This is a genomic window from Streptomyces goshikiensis, assembly GCF_014650555.1.
GTDB classification, from domain to species: domain Bacteria; phylum Actinomycetota; class Actinomycetes; order Streptomycetales; family Streptomycetaceae; genus Streptomyces; species Streptomyces goshikiensis.
Map to the genome: position 1 here is coordinate 1,108,854 of NZ_BMVE01000002.1, position 17,271 is coordinate 1,126,124.

The window sequence follows — 17,271 nt, forward strand, 5'->3', positions numbered from 1 at the left end:
CCCCTCTTTCACACCCCTGGAAGGTAACTCGTGGTCAAGCACGCCCCGAACTCGTTGATCCGAGAAATAATCCGAGCCGCCGGCGGACATGACGCCGACCTCAAGGACCTGGCCGCCCGGTACGCTCCGGCCGACATCGTCCGTGTGCTCCTGGACGAGATCACCACGCGCTGCCCGGCTCCCGTGAACGATGTCCCCGTCCTCGTCGAGCTGGCCGTCCGGGCGGGCGACCAGCTGTTTCCCACCTACCTGTACGTCCTCAAGGGCGGCCCGGTGCGCCTCGCCACCAAGGACGAGGCGTTCGTCGCCATGCGTGTCGAGTACGAGCTGGGCGAACTGGCGCGGGAGCTGTTCGGGCCGGTGCGGGAGAACGTCACCGGCGTGCGCCGGACCACCCTCTTCCCGTACGTCACCGACGCGCAGTCGGAAGGCGAGGAGGACTCGGGAGCCGAACACATCGGCACGCACTTCCTGGCCGCGCAGCAGGGCTCCCAGACCGTGCTGGCCGGCTGCCACTCCCACAAGCCGGACCTCAGTGAACTCTCCTCGCGTTACCTGACCCCGAAGTGGGGTTCCCTGCACTGGTTCACCCCCCACTACGACCGCCACTTCAGCAGCTACCGTGACCAGCAGGTACGCGTTCTGGAGATCGGCATCGGCGGTTACAAGCACCCCGAGTGGGGCGGCGGCTCGTTGCGCATGTGGAAGCACTTCTTCCACCGCGGTGAGATCTACGGGCTGGACATCGTCGACAAGTCACACTTCGACGCGCCGCGCATCACGACCCTGCGCGGCGACCAGAGCGACCCCGACTACCTGCGGTCGATCGCCGAGGAGTACGGCCCGTTCGACATCGTCATCGATGACGGAAGCCACATCAACGACCACATCCGTACGTCGTTCCAGGCCCTGTTCCCGCACGTGCGGCCCGGCGGCCTCTATGTGATCGAGGACCTGTGGACCGCCTACTGGTCCGGCTTCGGCGGCAACGAGGACCCGAAGCAGTACAGCGGCACGAGCCTGGGTCTGCTCAAGTCCCTCGTGGACTCGATCCAGCACGAGGAACTGCCGCAGGCCGGCGGCCACCGCCCCGGCTACGTCGACCAGCACGTGGTCGGCATGCACCTCTACCACAACCTGGCCTTCATCGAGAAGGGCACCAACGCCGAGGGCGGCATCCCCCCGTGGATCCCGCGCGACTTCGAGACACTGGTCGCCGTCTCTTCGGGGGGACACGAATGAGGGGCCGTCGGCACCAGCCACCGGGACACACCCGACCGGACGGCGGGAGGCCGGCATGCGTGTGACCCTGCTGAGCGTGGGATCCCGAGGTGACGTACAGCCGTTCGTCGCCCTGGGGATCGGTCTGAAGGCCCGCGGCCACGACGTCACCCTGGCCGCTCCCGCCACGCTGCGGCCACTGGTCGAGCGCGCGGGGCTGACGTACAAGCTCTCGCCCGGGGACCCCGACGGGTTCTTCCGCATGCCCGAGGTCATCGAAGCGCTGCAGCGCAGTCCCTCGTTCAAGAACATGCTCGCGGGGATGCCCGAGGCACCCGAGAGCTACACGCAGCAGGTCGTCGACGCGATCCACGACGCTGCCGAGGGCGCCGACCTCATCGTGAACGCGCCCCTCACCCTGGCCGCCGCGTACGGGCACCCGCCCGCCCCGTGGGCCTCGGTGTCCTGGTGGCCCAACAGCATGACCTCGGCCTTCCCGGCCGTCGAGTCCGGACAGCGCAGATTCGGTCCGCTGACGCCTCTGTACAACCGCTACACCCACCGCAGGGCGGCCCGCGACGAGTGGGAGTGGCGGCGGCCCGAGGTCGACGGCTACCGGAAGCGACTCGGTCTCCGCCCCTTCGGCGACGAGTCCCCGTTCCTCCGACTGGGCCACGACCGCCCGTACCTGTTCCCCTTCAGCCCCAGTGTGCTGCCCAAGCCGCGGGACTGGCCGCGTCAGAGCCATGTCACCGGCTACTGGTTCTGGGACCAGCACTGGGAGCCGCCCGCCGAGCTGGAGGCGTTCCTGGCGGACGGTGAACCCCCGGTGGCGCTCACCTTCGGCAGCACCTGGTCACTCCATCGGCAGGAAGAAGCCCTCCAGGCCGCCCTCGACGCCGTCCGCGGCGTCGGACGCCGACTGGTCATGGTCGACGGGCCGGACGGTGACCTGCCCGACGACGTGCTCCGCCTGCACCAGGTCGACTACGCCACCCTGTTCCCCAGGATGGCCGCGGTGATCCACCACGGCGGCGCCGGCACGACCGCCGAAGTCGTGCGGGCCGGAGTGCCACAGGTCATCGTGCCGGTCTTCGCCGATCACCCCTTCTGGGCGGCGCGGCTGTCCCGAGCAGGCGTCGCCGCCCGGCCGGTGCCCTTCACCCGGTTCAGCCGAGAGGCATTGGCACAGAGCGTCCGTCAGGCGGTCACCGACCCCGCGATGGCGGCCCGGGCCAGGCGGCTGGGTGAACTGGTCTCCAAGGAACGGGGAGTGGACACCGCCTGCGACATCCTCGAGAAGTGGGCCGAGACAGCACGGGTCGCGCCCTGAGACGGCCACCGTCGGGCGGGTGGGCCGGAACCCGCTCGCCCGCCGGCCGACGGGCCCGGGGCCCGCGCCGCTACGCCGAGAGCCGGTAGGCGGAGAGCCGCACGGAGAGCGTGACCTGGGACGGCACCGGCAGCCGCTGGATCATCTCGTGATCCCGCTGCACGTCACGGTGCCAGGCATTGGGCCCCATGCCGACCAGGTGGGCCAGAGCCTGGTGGTCCAGTGCCATGGTCCGGGTCAGCCGCTCCGTGGCGACGGCCGAGAAGTGCGGGGCGAGTTGCTCCGCAAGACGCGACTCCTTGCCTTCGTCCACCTGCAGCAGGCCGAGAGTGCCGATGAGTTCCTGCAGGTGATCGGGCAGGGGAGTGACGACCAGGAGGACGCCACGGTGATGGAGGATGCGATGCAGTTCAGGACCGTTGCGAGGAGCGAACGTGTTGATCACCACGGCGGCGGAGGCGTCCTGCAGCGGAAGCGTCTGCCAGGCGTCGGTGACGGCGGCCGCGATCCGCGGATGGGCCTTCGCGGCACGTCGCACCGCGTATTTGGAGATGTCCAGCAGCAGTCCGTCGACATCAGGGAACGCGTCCACGACCTTGGCGTGGTAGTGGCCCGTTCCGCCACCGATGTCGACGATGCAACCGGGCACGGCTGGATCAGCCGTCCGCCGCGCCAGATCGACAAGCGCGTCCATCACAGGGCCGTAGTGACCCGCCGACAGGAATGCGTCCCGGGCCTCCACCATTTCCTTTGTGTCCGCTCGCAGCTTCGTCGCCCCGGGAAGCAGATTCACATAACCCTGCTTCGCGATGTCGAAGGAGTGTCCGGCGGGGCAGGAAAGTGCACGGTCTCCCAGCGCCAGCGAAGCGCCGCAGTGCGGGCAGGCGAGGTATCGCACGATCCTGTTGAGCATGGGGCACCGTTCCTTCGGGCGAGTCGGCGGACCGGCCAACCTTAACGCAGGCATCCGGGCCGCCGGCCGCCCGGTGCAGTGCCGAAGAATCCCCGTGACGCGCACCCACGGCAACTGAACCCCAATTGCGCGCACGACACGACAACCGGCCAATTCCCCGGCAATTCCTTATGGAATGCCGCGCATACGGCCTCACCCATTTCAGCAAGTGCTGACAGTCGCCCTGCACTGTCAGCGTGACAACCCCTATCGATCGATCAGGAGTTCCGATGGCCCCCAAGAATGGTGCGCAGCGTTCGAGCGACATAGCCGTCGTCGGCATGTCCTGCCGCCTTCCGGGGGCGCCTGGCATCGATGAGTTCTGGGAACTGCTGACCTCCGGAGGCAGCGCGATCGAGCGTCGCGCCGACGGCACCTGGCGAGGCTCCCTGGAGGGGGCCGCCGAGTTCGACGCCGCCTTCTTCGGCATGTCCCCCCGCCAGGCCGCCGCCGCAGATCCGCAGCAGCGGCTCATGCTGGAACTCGGCTGGACCGCCCTGGAGGACGCCGGGATCGTCCCGGGCAGCCTCGCCGGCACGGACACCGGCGTCTTCGTGGGTATCGCCGCCGACGACTACGCGGCACTCCTGCACCGGTCGGAGACCCCCGTCAGCGGCCACACCGCTACCGGCCTGAGCCGGGGTATGGCCGCCAACCGCCTCTCCTACCTCCTGGGCCTGCGCGGTCCCAGCCTCGCGGTGGACAGCGCGCAGTCCTCCTCGCTGGTCGCGGTCCACCTGGCCTGCGAGAGCCTGCGCCGCGGCGAGTCCGACCTCGCGATCGTCGGCGGCGTCAGCCTGATCCTCGCCGAGAACAGCACGGCAGGCATGGAGCTCATGGGCGCGCTCTCGCCGGATGGCCGCTGCTACACCTTCGACGCTCGCGCCAACGGCTACGTACGGGGTGAGGGCGGAGCCTGCGTCGTCCTCAAGCCTCTGGACCGGGCACTGGCCGACGGGGACCGCGTCCACTGTGTCATCCGAGGCAGCGCAGTCAACAACGACGGCGGCGGCTCCACCCTGACCACACCCCACCGCGAGGCCCAGGAAGCCGTGCTGCGCGCGGCGTACGAACGGTCCGGGGTCGGCCCGGACCAGGTGTCCTACGTTGAACTGCACGGCACGGGAACGCCTGTCGGCGACCCCATCGAGGCGGCGGCTCTCGGCGCGGTGCTCGGCACGGCCCGGGGCCGGAGCACACCGCTGTCCGTGGGGTCGGCCAAGACGAACGTCGGCCACCTGGAAGCGGCTGCGGGTCTCGTGGGATTCGTGAAGGCCGCCCTGTGTGTCCGTGAGGGCGTGGTACCGCCGAGCCTGAACCACGCGACGCCCAACCCCGCCATCCCCATGGACCGGCTCAACCTGCGCGTACCCACTCGACTGGACACCTGGCCGCAGCCGGACGAGCAGGCAACCGGCCGGCTGCGACTGGCCGGCGTCTCGTCCTTCGGCATGGGTGGGACGAATGCGCATGTGGTGGTGGAGGAGGCGCCTGTTCCGGAGGAGGGGGAGTTCGTCGGGGATGCGCCGTTGGCTGTGGTGCCGGTGGTGGTGTCGGGTCGTTCGGCGGGTGTGGTGGCTGAGCTGGCGTCCCGTATGGGGGAGGTGGCTGGGTCTGGTCGGTTGGTGGATGTGGGGTTGTCGTCGGTGGTGTCGCGGTCGGTGTTCGAGCACCGGTCCGTGGTCCTGGCCGAGGACTCTGTGGACCTGAGTGCCGGTTTGGATGCTGTGGCCGCTGGTGACGGGCTGTCGCCTGGTGTGGTGTCGGGTGTGGTGTCGGTCGAGGGTGCCCGGTCGGTGTTCGTGTTCCCTGGTGCGGGGGCGAAGTGGTCGGGGATGGCGGCGCGGCTGTGGGCTGAGTCGGTTGTGTTCGCGGAGTCGATGGCGCGGTGTGAGGCGGCGTTCGAGGGCTTGGTGGACTGGCGGTTGTCGGATGTGATCGCTCAGGTGCCGGGTGCTGTGTCGTTGGAGCGTGAGGATGTGGCGCAGCCGGCCTCGTTTGCGGTGATGGTGTCGCTGGCGGCGTTGTGGCGGTCGCTGGGTGTGGTGCCGGATGCGGTGGTCGGGCATTCGCAGGGGGAGATCGCTGCGGCGGTGGTGGCGGGTGGCCTGTCGTTGGAGGACGGGGCGCGGGCGGTGGTGTTCCGGTCGCGGGTGGCGGAAGAGGTTTTGTCGGGAGGGGGGATTGCTTCGGTGCGTCTTTCGCGGGCCGAGGTGGAGGAGCGGTTGGCGGGTGGGGGTGGTGGGCTGAGTGTGGCGGTGGTGAATGCGCCGTCGTCGACGGTGGTGGCTGGTGAGCTGGGAGAGTTGGAGCGGTTCGTTGCCGCGTGTGAGGCGGAGGGGGTGCGGGCGCGTCGGCTGGAGTTCGGGTATGCGTCGCATTCGGTGTTCGTGGAGCCGGCGCGTGGGCGGTTGCTGGAGGCGCTGGCCGACGTCCGTCCGGTGAGCGGCGAGATCCCGTTCTACTCGACGGTGGAAGCCGGCGTCGTGGACACGGCGTCGTTGGATGCGGAGTACTGGTTCGGGAATCTGCGTCGGCCGGTGCGGTTCCAGGAGACGGTCGAGCAGCTGCTCGCGGACGGTTTCCGGGTGTTCGTGGAGTGCGGTGCACATCCGGTGCTGACCGGGGCGGTGCAGGAGACGGCGGAGTCCGTGGGCCGGCAGGTGTGTGCGGTGGGTTCGCTGCGCCGTGAGGACGGGGGTCTGCGTCGTTTCCTGACCTCGGTGGCGGAGGCGTTCGTCCAGGGTGTCGACGTCACCTGGCCCGCCCTCTTCGCCGACACCGGCGCCCGTACCGTCGACCTGCCCACCTACCCCTTCCAACGCCAGCACTACTGGGCACAGGCTTCACCCGCCGGCACCGGCAGTTCCGCTGCGGCCCGCTTCGGCATGACCTGGGAGGAGCACCCGCTCCTCAGCGGCGCGCTGCCGCTCGCGGAGTCCGGTGAGCTGCTGCTCGTCGGGCGGATCTCCCCGGCCTCTCACTCCTGGATCGCCGACCACACCGTGGCCGGGACCGCCCTGCTGCCCGGGACAGCCTTCGTCGGCATGGCGCTGCATGCCGCCGCGGTCGTGGGCTGCGCGGGCGTGGAGGAGCTGAGCATCGAGGCCCCGCTGCCGGTGCACGGTGGCATCCGGCTCCAGGTGGTGATCGACGAGCCCGACTCCTCCGACCGGCGCCGCGTGAGCGTGTTCGCGCGGCCGGAGGCGGAAGACGGGGACACCGGTCGGTGGACCCGACACGCCACCGGCGTACTGACCCCTGCCGCCGCCCCCGACCCGGGCCGGCCGCAGTGGAGCCGCGAGGCCTGGCCGCCGAGCGGTTCCGTCCGCGCGGAGGCGGCGGAGCTCTACGACCGGTTCTCCGCGCTGGGATACGAGTACGGCGAGGTGTTCGCCGGGGTCGAGGCCGTCTGGCTGCGCGAGGGCGAGGTGTTCGCCGAGGTCCGCCTGCCCGCGGGCGCGGCGCCGGACGCCGAGCGGTTCGGGGTGCACCCCGGCCTCCTCGACGCGGCTCTGCAGCCCTGGCTGCTGGGCGACTTCCTGTCGCGGCCCGACGACGGATCCGTGCTGCTGCCGTTCGCGTGGCGCGGCATCACGCTGCACGCGACCGGTGCAGACGCGCTGCGGGTCCGCCTGGGCCCGGCCGGAGAAGGGGCCATGTCGCTCGAAGCCGTCGACCTCGCCGGTGCCCCGGTGCTGTCGATGGACGCGCTGGTGCTGCGTCCGCTCGCGCAGGACCGGCTGGTGGAACTGGTCGGCGGCACGACGTCCGCGCCGCTGTACCGCGTGGACTGGCAGCGGAGCCCGATCGCGAACACGGCGCCGTCGGCCACGGGGCTCTTCGGCTCCTTCCCGTCCGGTGCCACGCGCCGGTGGGCGGTCGTCGGGCAGGGCGGTGCCGCCGCACGGTACGCGACGGCGGACCCCGGCACGGGGTGCGTCGGGGTCTTCCCCGACCTGGACGCACTGCGTACGGCGCTGGACTCCGGAGCGGACCGCCCCGACATCGTCCTCGCCGACTTCGGGGCCCGGCCCGGCACCGCCGCCCCGCACGGGACGGCTCTGGCCGACGGGGTACGGGACACGGCTCGGCGGGGGCTCGCCCTCGTACAGGGCTGGCTGTCCGACGAGCGCTTCGCCGCCGCACGCCTCGCCGTGCTCACCGAGCACGCCGTCGCCACCGAGGCGGACGAGCGGCAGGTGGACCTCGCCGGATCGGCGCTGTGGGGGCTGATGCGTTCGGCGCAGACCGAGCACCCCGACCGCTTCGTCCTCGTCGAACACGACGGGCAGGACGCCTCGTACCAGGCGCTGCCCGCCGCTCTCGACAGCGGAATTCCCCAACTGGCCCTTCGCTCGGGCAAGGTACGCACGCCCGGGCTGGCCGTCCTGCCCACCCCGGGAGACGGGCCCACCGCGACGGGCACGGGGTTCGATCCCGAGGGCACCGTGCTCGTCACCGGCGCCACCGGCACCCTCGGCAGCCTGCTGGCCCGGCACCTGGTCACCGCACACGGCGTACGGCATCTGCTGCTGCTCAGCCGCAGCGGGCGCGACGCCGGCAGGGCCGCGGAACTGGAGCGTGAACTCACCGGTCTCGGCGCCGAGTTCCAGCTCCTCTCCTGTGATGCGACGGACCGGGTAGCGCTGCGGGAGGCCCTCGCCACCGTCCCCGCCGCACACCCGCTGACCGCGGTGATCCACACGGCCGGCGTCCTGGACGACGGCGTCGTCGAGGCGCTGACCCCCGAACGGCTGGACCGCGTGCTGCGCCCCAAGACGGACGCCGCACTGAACCTGCACGAGCTGACCGCGGGAATGCCGCTGAAGGCGTTCGTCCTGTACTCCGGGGCGGTCGGCCTGCTGGGCGGGGCCGGACAGGCCAACTACGCCGCGGCCAACGCGTTCCTGGACGGCCTGGCTCAGTACCGGCACGCGCAGGGGCTGCCCGCGGTGTCCCTGGCATGGGGACTGTGGAGCGCCGCCAGCACGTTCACCGGCCATCTCGGCGAGGTGGATCTGCGCCGCATGGAGCGGTCCGGCATCGCGCCGCTCACGAATGAGCAGGGTCTCGAACTGCTCGACCGGGCACTTGGTGCCGCCGCGGGCGCGGACGCGCCGCAGATCTGTGCGATGCGGCTGGACACGGCGGCACTGCGTCGGCAGGCCTCCGAACACGGGCCCGCTTCGGTGCCCCTGCTGCTGCGTACGCTGGCGGCGCCCGCCGTACGGATCGGCGCGGCGCGAACGGGCCGTGGCGCACGGGCGGCGTCCGCGGTCACGGACGTACCGAGCCGGGCGCAAGACTTGCGCGAACGACTGGCCGGGCTGGACGCGGCGGGAAGGCGGGACGAACTCCTGGCCGTGGCCCAGGCGCAGTTGGCCGATGTGCTGGGCTTCACCGACAAGACCGCGGTCGACCCCGTTCGCTCCTTCCGCGAGATCGGTCTGGACTCGCTGACCGCCGTCGAGCTGCGCAACAGGCTCGATGCCGTCACCGGACTGCGGTTGTCGTCGGCGCTGGTCTTCGACCACCCCAACCTCGACGCGCTCGCCGGCCACTTGGCGGAGCTCCTCATGGCGGAGGGCAAGGACGACGCGGGCGCTGCGGCGCTGTCGGGCGTCGATGCCCTGGACCGGGCGGTCCGGGGCATGGCGGCCGACGACACGCGGCGTGACGCCGTCCGCCGACGTCTCACAGAACTGCTGGCGGTGGTCGGCGATGCCCCACGGGACGGCGACCGCAGCACACGAACGGCCGCCGGCACAGGAAGCCACGGCGTGCAGGCGGGCCCCGACCTGCTGGGGCAGCTGGACTCCGCCTCCGACGACGACCTGTTCGCCTTCATCGAAGACCAGTTGTGAGCGGGACGCCGTGCGCGTTCCCCACCCGTACCGAAGCGCGCCGCAGCAGGCGCGCCTTGCACCGACACGAGCACGTAGGCCAGGAGGGTCCGGCAGATGACGGCCAACGACGACAAGATCCGTGACTACCTGAAGCGGGTTGTCGCCGAACTGCACAGCACGCGCCAGCGGCTGAACGCGCTGGAGGACAACGCCCGCGAGCCCATCGCCATCGTGGGGATGAGCTGCCGGCTGCCCGGCGGGGTGACCACCCCCGAGAGTCTGTGGGAACTGGTCGACTCCGGCACCGATGCGGTCTCGCCGTTCCCCGACGACCGGGGCTGGGACCTGGACGCGCTGCACCACCCGGAGTCGGGAGCCGTCCACTCCCGCGAGGGCGGTTTCCTCCACGACAGCGCCGACTTCGACGCGGAGTTCTTCGGCATCAGCCCGCGAGAGGCCCTGGCCATGGACCCGCAGCAGCGGCTCCTGCTGGAGACCGCCTGGGAGGTGTTCGAGCGGGCCGGTATCGACCCGGCCTCCGTCCGCGGCTCGCGCACGGGGGTGTACGCGGGTGTCATGTACCACGACTACGGCGCCCGGCTGAACGAGATCCCGCCGGGTCTCGAGGGCTACCTGGTCAACGGCAGCGCGGGCAGCATCGCCTCCGGCCGGGTGGCCTACACCCTCGGGCTGGAGGGTCCCGCCATCACCGTCGACACGGCCTGCTCCTCGTCACTGGTCGCCGTGCACCTGGCGGCGCAGGCGCTGCGGCAGCGGGAGTGCGACATGGCGCTCGCGGGCGGCGCGACCGTCCTGTCCACCCCCGACCTGTTCACCGACTTCGCGCGACTGGGCGGCCTGGCCTCCGACGGGCGCTGCAAGGCGTTCTCCGACGCGGCCGACGGCACCAGCTTCGCCGAGGGTGCCGGAATGCTGCTCCTGATGCGCCTGTCGGACGCGGTGGACAAGGGCCACACCGTACTGGCGGTCATCCGCGGCTCCGCCGTCAATCAGGACGGTGCCAGCAACGGCCTGACGGCCCCCAACGGCCTCGCCCAGCAGCGGGTGATCCGCGAGGCGCTCGCCAACGCGGACCTGGGCCCCGACCAGATCGACGCGGTGGAGGCACACGGCACCGGAACCCGGCTCGGCGACCCCATCGAGGCACAGGCCCTGCTGCACACGTACGGCACGAGCCGCAGCCCCGAACGGCCGCTGCTGCTCGGCTCGCTGAAGTCCAACATCGGCCACACCCAGGCCGCCGCCGGCGTGGCCGGAATCATCAAGACGGTGCTGGCGATGCGCCACGGCCGGCTGCCCCGCACCCTGCACGTCACCCGTCCCTCCAGCCGGGTGGACTGGTCGGCGGGCGCGGTGGAACTGCTCACGCAGACACAGGACTGGCCCGGCCAGGGGGACGCCCCGCGCCGCGCCGGCGTGTCCTCCTTCGGCGCCAGCGGCACCAACGCACACCTCATCCTGGAGGGCGTCCCGGACAGCGACGACACGGCGGCGGAGCGCGAACCGTCCGCCGGCGGTGGCGCCTGGCTGCTCTCGGGCCGGACCGAAGCGGCGCTGCGAGCCCAGGCCCGCAGACTCCACGGCCATCTCGCCGCCCGCCCCCACGTGTCACCCGCCGCGGTCGGACGGACGCTGGCCCGCTCCCGTACAGCGTTCGAGCACCGGGCCGTCGTCATCGGACAGGACACCGCCGCACTCCTGAGCGGCCTCAGGGAGCTGGCGTCCGGCGCCGCGCACGGACCCGGGGTGATCACCGGCCGGGCCGCGCGCGGACGCCGTACCGCACTGCTCTTCACCGGGCAGGGCAGCCAGCGGCCGGGCGCCGGGCGCCGGCTCTACGAGCGGTACGAGGTGTTCGCCCGGGCCCTGGACGAGACGGCCGCGGAACTCGACCGGCACCTGGACCGCCCGCTGCGCGAGGTGATGTTCGCGGAACCGGGCAGCGCGACGGCCGGCCTCCTCGACCGAACCGAGTACACCCAGCCCGCGCTGTTCGCCCTGGAAGTCGCCCTCTTCGAGCTGGTGAGCGCCTGGGGCCTGCGCCCCGACGCACTCCTGGGGCACTCGGTCGGCGAACTGGCCGCCGCCCACGTTGCCGGAGTGTTCACCCTGCCCGACGCCGCCCGCCTGGTGACGGCGCGGGGGCGGCTGATGGGCGAGCTGCCGGCCGGTGGCGCCATGGCGGCGATCCAGGCAGGTGGCCCGGAGATCGAGGAGACGATCACGGCGCTCACGGCTCGTAGGCAGGCGCGCATCGCCGTCGCCGCACTCAACGGGCCCGACGCCACCGTGATCTCGGGCGACGAGGACGCGGTCGCCGAGCTCGCCGCACTGTGGCGGGAGCGGGGCCGCCGTGCCAAGGTGCTGCCCGTCAGCCACGCGTTCCACTCGCCGCGCATGGACGCCGCACTGGAACCGTTCGCCCGGATCGCGCGCGACGTCTCCTACGCCGAGCCGCGCATCCCGGTGGTCTCCAACCTGACCGGCGAGGTCGCGTCGGCCGCGACGCTGTGCACCCCGGAGTACTGGGTGCGCCACGCGCGCGAGGCCGTGCGCTTCAGCGACGGCTTCCGCACCCTGCGCGACCAGGGGATCGACACCTTCGTCGAACTGGGACCGGACGGCGTGCTGTCCGCCCTGGGACGTGACTGCCTGCGCGAAGAGGAACAGGACGCCCCGCACCAGGACGGCTCGACGGACCGTGACACGGCCGGTTCCCCCGCCGACGGGCAGGAGCGTCCCGTGCTGACGGTGCCGCTGCTGCGCCGGGACCGCGACGAGACGACCACCTGCCTCGGGGCCCTGGCCGCCGTCCACACCCACGGTGTCCCCCTCGACCTCGCGGCCGTGCACGGTGACGGGCCCGCCGTCGACCTCCCCACCTACGCCTTCCAGCGCACGCGCTACTGGCTGGACGTCCCGGCCCCCGCCGCCGGCCTCACCACCACCGGTCTGGAGGCAGCGGACCAGCCCCTGCTCCCGGCCGCCATCGACCTGCCCGACGGGGAAGGCACCGTACGGACCGGGCTGCTCTCCGTCCGCACCCACCCGTGGATCGCCGACCACCGCGTCCAGAACCGCACCGTGGTACCCGGAGCGGCCCTCCTGGACATCGCCGCCTGGGCGGGCACCGAAGCGGGCTGCCCCCGGGTCGCCGAGCTGACCTTCGCCACGCCCCTCGTACTGCCCGAGAGCGGGGAGGGGGTCCGGCTGCGCGTGACGCTGAGCGGTCCCGACGCGGAAGGCATCCGTACGATACGCATCGACTCCCGGCCCGCCGACGCCGCTCGGGCAGCCGACGCCCCCTCCGACTGGACCCGGCACGCGTCCGGCACCCTCACCCCCGGAACCGAGGAGGCTGGTGACGGCGCCGACGTGCCGGCGGACCTGCTCGGCGTCTGGCCCCCGGCCGACGCGACCCCGGTGGCCCTCGACGCGGACGCCGTCGCGGCTGAGTACCGGCGCCTCGCGGACGCGGGCGTGACGTACGGCCCCGTGTTCCGGGGACTGCGCGCCGTCTGGCGGCGCGGCGAAGAGATCTTCGCCGAGGTCCGGCTCCCCGGCCAGGCGGCCGCCGACGCCCCGCGGTACGGCATGCACCCGGCCCTGCTGGACGCTCTGGCGCACGCCACCGGATTCGGCGAACAGTTCACCGAGGCCCACGGCCTGCTGCCGTTCTCCTGGAGCGACGTCCGGATCCACGTCCGCGGCACCGACTCCCTGCGCGTACGGATCGCCCCGGCGGGACCCGACGCCGTGACCGTCGCGGCGGCCGACCCGGCGGGGCGCCCGGCCCTCACCGCCCGCTCACTCACGCTGCGCCCCGTCCCGGCGCACCGGTTCCCGAGTCCGCAGGAGCGGAGCACACCGTTGTACCGACTGGAGTGGACGTCGGCCTCCGCTCCGGTGACCGGACACGCCCGTCCCAGGCCGGCGGCAGCGGAGTGGGGCGTCCTCGGCGATGCGGGCCCGGCCCTCCTCGAGGGCGTACGCGACGGAGCGCAGGCACCGGTACGGACCTACGACGATCTGGCCGCGCTCGCGGCCTCCGACACGCCCCTGCCCGACCACGTCCTGGTGGAGCTCGGCCACGACGGAGACGACCTTGCCGCAGGCGCCCACGACCTGGCCGAACGTGCGTTGGCCGTGGTGCAGGGCTGGCTGGCCCACGCCCGCTTCACCGACGCACGACTGGTCGTGCTGACACACGGGGCGGTGGCGGCCGGCACCAGCGCGGTCCGCCCGGCCTCGGCCGTCGCCTGGGGACTGCTGCGCAGCGCACAGTCCGAGCACCCGGGCCGCTTCGTACTGGTCGACGCGGACCCCTCCGACCCGGCTGCCTCGTACCGCTCCCTGTCGCGGGCCGTCACCTCGGGAGCCTCCCAACTCGCCCTGCGCGGCGACGAGATCCTCGTACCCCGACTCACCCATGGAGCGAACGGGCAGGGCGCTGCCGCCGGTCCCCTCGGCGACGCCACCGAGCCGGAAGCGGCCGCGGCCATGGGGTCCGCCCCGTCGGGGAGCCCTTCCGGCCCCTGGCGCGCGGACGGCACCGTGCTCGTCACGGGCGGAACCGGAACGCTCGGCAAGGCCGTGGCCCGGCATCTCGTGACCAAGCACGGCGTCCGGCACCTGATACTGGCCGGCCGGCGCGGCGCGGACGCCCCGGGCGCGGCCGGACTGGCCGCCGAACTGACCGACCTGGGCGCCGTCGTGAACATCGTCCGCTGTGACGCCGCCGACCGCTCGGCGCTCGAAGGCCTGCTGGCCGCCGTCCCCGCCGCCCACCCGCTCACCGCTGTCGTGCACACCGCCGGTGTGCTGGACGACGGCATTGTCACGGCACAGACCCTCCAACGGGTCTCGGCAGTGCTGCGGGCCAAGGCGGACGCGGTCACACACCTGCACGAACTGACCAGTGACCTGGACCTGTCCGCCTTCGTCCTCTTCTCGTCGGCTGCGGGAACCCTCGGCAGTCCCGGCCAGTCCGGCTACGCGGCCGCCAACAGCTTCCTCGACGCGTTCGCCGCCTGGCGGCGCGCGCAGGGCCTGCCCGCCGTGTCCCTGGCCTGGGGCCTGTGGGGCGACGGCGGTGACGGCGACGGCGGTAGCGCAGGGGCCGACGGCATGGGAGCGAGCCTGGCCGCCGCCGACCTGGCACGGCTGCGCCGTTCCGGAATCCTGCCCCTCGACCCCGCCGAGGCACTGGAACTGTTCGACGAGGCCTGCGCCCCCTCCAGGACCGAGGCAGTGCTGCTGCCGATCCGCCTCGACCTGGCCGGCCTGCGTGCTCGTGCCGCCCGCGGCACCGTACACGCAGGCGTGGTACCCGAAGTGCTGCACGCCCTGGTGCCCCCGCCCGCCGGTGCCGGACCCTCGTCCGGTGCGGGCACGCCGGACCCTGCGGCGGGCCAGGAGCCCCCGACCACGGCCGCGGCATCCGGCACCCTGGCCGAACAGCTCGCCGGGAAGCCGCGCGGCGAGCGGCTCGCCGTCCTCAGGGAGCTCGTGCGCACCGAAATCGCCTCGGTGCTCGGGCACGCGGACGCCCAACGCGTCCAACTCCAGTTCTCCTTCAAGGAAGCCGGATTCGACTCGCTCACCGCCGTCGAACTCCGCAACAGGCTCACGGCCGTCACCGGAACGAGGCTTCCCGCCACACTGGTCTTCGACCATCCGACGCCGGCGGCACTCGTCGACCACCTGGAACAGGAACTGCCGAAGGGCGGTCAGAAACTTCCCGCGGACGTCCCGGCCGTTCTGGAGGCACTCGATCGGATCCGGGACGGACTGGCCACCGCTGTCACCGACGACAACGGCCGCGCCCACGTCGCGGAACGCCTTCAGGAACTGCTCGGCACGCTCGCCCCGCCGGTGGCGGGCGTCCGCCCGGTCAACGGCTCGAACGGTCACGACGGGCAGGGCCCCGATGAACTGTCGGTCGGCGAACGCCTCGCCGCCAGCTCCGACGACGAGCTCTTCGACCTCTTCGACAGCGACTTCCGATCGATGTAGCCCAGGGCCCGCCTGCCGCCACGGCTCTCCCGCCCCGCCGCCCGTCCCACACCCCTGGAGAACAGCACCGTGTCTTCCGCAACGCCTGCCACCAACGAAGAAAAGCTCCGCGACTATCTCCGCCGCGCCATGGCCGACCTGCACGAGGCCCGCGAGCAGATCAGCCGGACCGAGTCCGCCAGGCATGAGCCGATTGCGATCGTGGGGATGGGGTGCCGGCTCCCGGGTGGGGTGTCGTCGCCGGAGGGGTTGTGGGATCTGGTGGCGTCGGGGGTGGACGCGGTCTCTCCGTTCCCTACCGATCGGGGTTGGGATGTGGCGGGTCTGTTTGATCCGGAGCCTGGTGTGCCTGGGCGTACGTATGTGCGTGAGGGTGGGTTCCTGCATGGGGCGGGGGAGTTCGACGCGGGGTTTTTCGGTATTTCGCCGCGTGAGGCGTTGGCGATGGATCCGCAGCAGCGGTTGTTGCTGGAGACGTCGTGGGAGGCGTTGGAGCGGGCGGGTATCGATCCGCATTCGCTGCGCGGCTCACGGACCGGCGTCTACGCGGGAGTGATGTACCACGACTACGGCAGCACCGTGGCGGGCTCCGCCGCTCCCGACGACGAGACGGCCGGCTTCCTCGGCATCGGGACGTCCGGCAGTGTCGCTTCGGGTCGTATCTCGTATGTGCTGGGTCTGGAGGGGCCGGCGGTGACGGTGGATACGGCGTGTTCGTCGTCGTTGGTCGCGTTGCATCTGGCGGTGCGGGCTTTGCGCAGTGGTGAGTGTGATCTCGCGCTGGCGGGTGGGGTGACGGTCATGGCGGAGCCGGGTGTGTTCGTGGAGTTCTCGCGGCAGCGGGGTCTGGCCGCCGATGGGCGGTGCAAGGCGTTCTCGGACTCGGCCGACGGCACGGGCTGGGCCGAGGGCGTGGGTGTGCTGGCGGTGGAGCGGTTGTCGGATGCGGTGCGTCATGGGCGTCGGGTGTTGGCGGTGGTGCGTGGTTCGGCGGTGAATCAGGACGGTGCGAGTAATGGGTTGACGGCGCCGAATGGTCCGTCGCAGCAGCGGGTGATCCGGCAGGCGTTGGCGGATGCGCGGTTGGGTGTGGGTGATGTGGATGTGGTGGAGGCGCATGGGACGGGGACGCGTCTGGGTGATCCGATCGAGGCGCAGGCGTTGTTGGCGACGTATGGGCAGCGGGACGCGGGGCGGCCTTTGTGGCTTGGTTCGCTGAAGTCGAATGTGGGTCATACGCAGGCTGCTGCGGGTGTGGCCGGTGTGATCAAGATGGTGATGGCGATGCGGGACGGAGTCCTGCCGAAGACGCTGCATGTGGATGAGCCGTCGGCGGAGGTGGACTGGTCGGCGGGGGCGGTGTCCTTGCTGACGGAGCAGGAGCCGTGGCCTGAGGTGGGGCGTCCGCGCAGGGCCGCGGTGTCCTCCTTCGGGCTCAGTGGGACGAATGCGCATGTGGTGGTGGAGGAGGCGCCCGCTCCGGAGGTCGGGGAGGTCGGGGTTGGTGTGTCTCCGGCTGTGGTGCCGGTGGTGGTGTCGGGTCGTTCTGCGGGTGTGGTGCGTGAGTTGGCGTCCCGTATGGGGGAGATCGCTGGGTCTGGTCGGTTGGTGGATGTGGGGTTGTCGTCGGTGGTGTCGCGGTCGGTGTTCGAGCACCGGTCCGTGGTCCTGGCCGAGGACTCCGCGGAGCTGAACACCGGTCTGGACGCCCTGGCTGCTGGTGTGCCGTCGTCTGGTGTGGTGTCGGGTGTGGTGTCGGGGGAGGGTGGCCGGTCGGTGTTCGTGTTCCCGGGTCAGGGGACGCAGTGGGTGGGTATGGCGGTTCGGTTGTGGGCTGAGTCGGGTGTGTTCGCGGAGTCGATGGCGCGGTGTGAGGCGGC

General features: G+C 71.9%; 5 protein-coding genes and 1 pseudogene. 5 read left to right on the top strand and 1 reads right to left on the bottom strand.

Features of this window, described 5'->3' with window-relative positions; all coding sequences use genetic code 11:
* The first annotated feature begins 30 nt into the window (after nt 1-30).
* Both IE248_RS10100 and IE248_RS10105 read left to right on the top strand, forming a co-directional pair.
* Nucleotides 31-1,242: a class I SAM-dependent methyltransferase gene (locus tag IE248_RS10100; RefSeq protein ID WP_190030450.1), complete on the top strand. Its 1,212-nt coding sequence runs from the start codon at nt 31-33 to the stop codon at nt 1,240-1,242.
* A gap of 55 nt (nt 1,243-1,297) precedes the next feature.
* On the top strand, nt 1,298-2,554 hold the full coding sequence (locus IE248_RS10105) for a glycosyltransferase (protein WP_190030451.1): 1,257 nt from the start codon (nt 1,298-1,300) through the stop codon (nt 2,552-2,554).
* Nucleotides 2,555-2,624: 70 nt separating this feature from the next.
* Here IE248_RS10105 and IE248_RS10110 read toward each other — a convergent pair whose 3' ends face one another.
* Entirely contained in the window at nt 2,625-3,467 is an 843-nt protein-coding gene (locus IE248_RS10110) for a putative RNA methyltransferase (protein ID WP_190030452.1), read from the bottom strand.
* 269 nt (nt 3,468-3,736) lie between these two features.
* Between IE248_RS10110 and IE248_RS10115 the strand changes: the two genes are divergently transcribed.
* The 3 genes and pseudogenes from IE248_RS10115 to IE248_RS10125 form a co-directional block, all read left to right on the top strand.
* A complete protein-coding gene (locus IE248_RS10115; protein WP_190030453.1) occupies nt 3,737-9,373 on the top strand; it encodes a type I polyketide synthase in 5,637 nt (1,878 codons plus the stop codon).
* 111 nt (nt 9,374-9,484) lie between these two features.
* Nucleotides 9,485-15,391, top strand: a pseudogene (locus tag IE248_RS10120) (type I polyketide synthase); the annotation flags it as partial.
* 54 nt (nt 15,392-15,445) lie between these two features.
* Nucleotides 15,446-17,271, top strand: a 1,826-nt coding sequence (locus IE248_RS10125) for a type I polyketide synthase (protein WP_190030525.1), incomplete at its 3' end; no start/stop codon positions are given.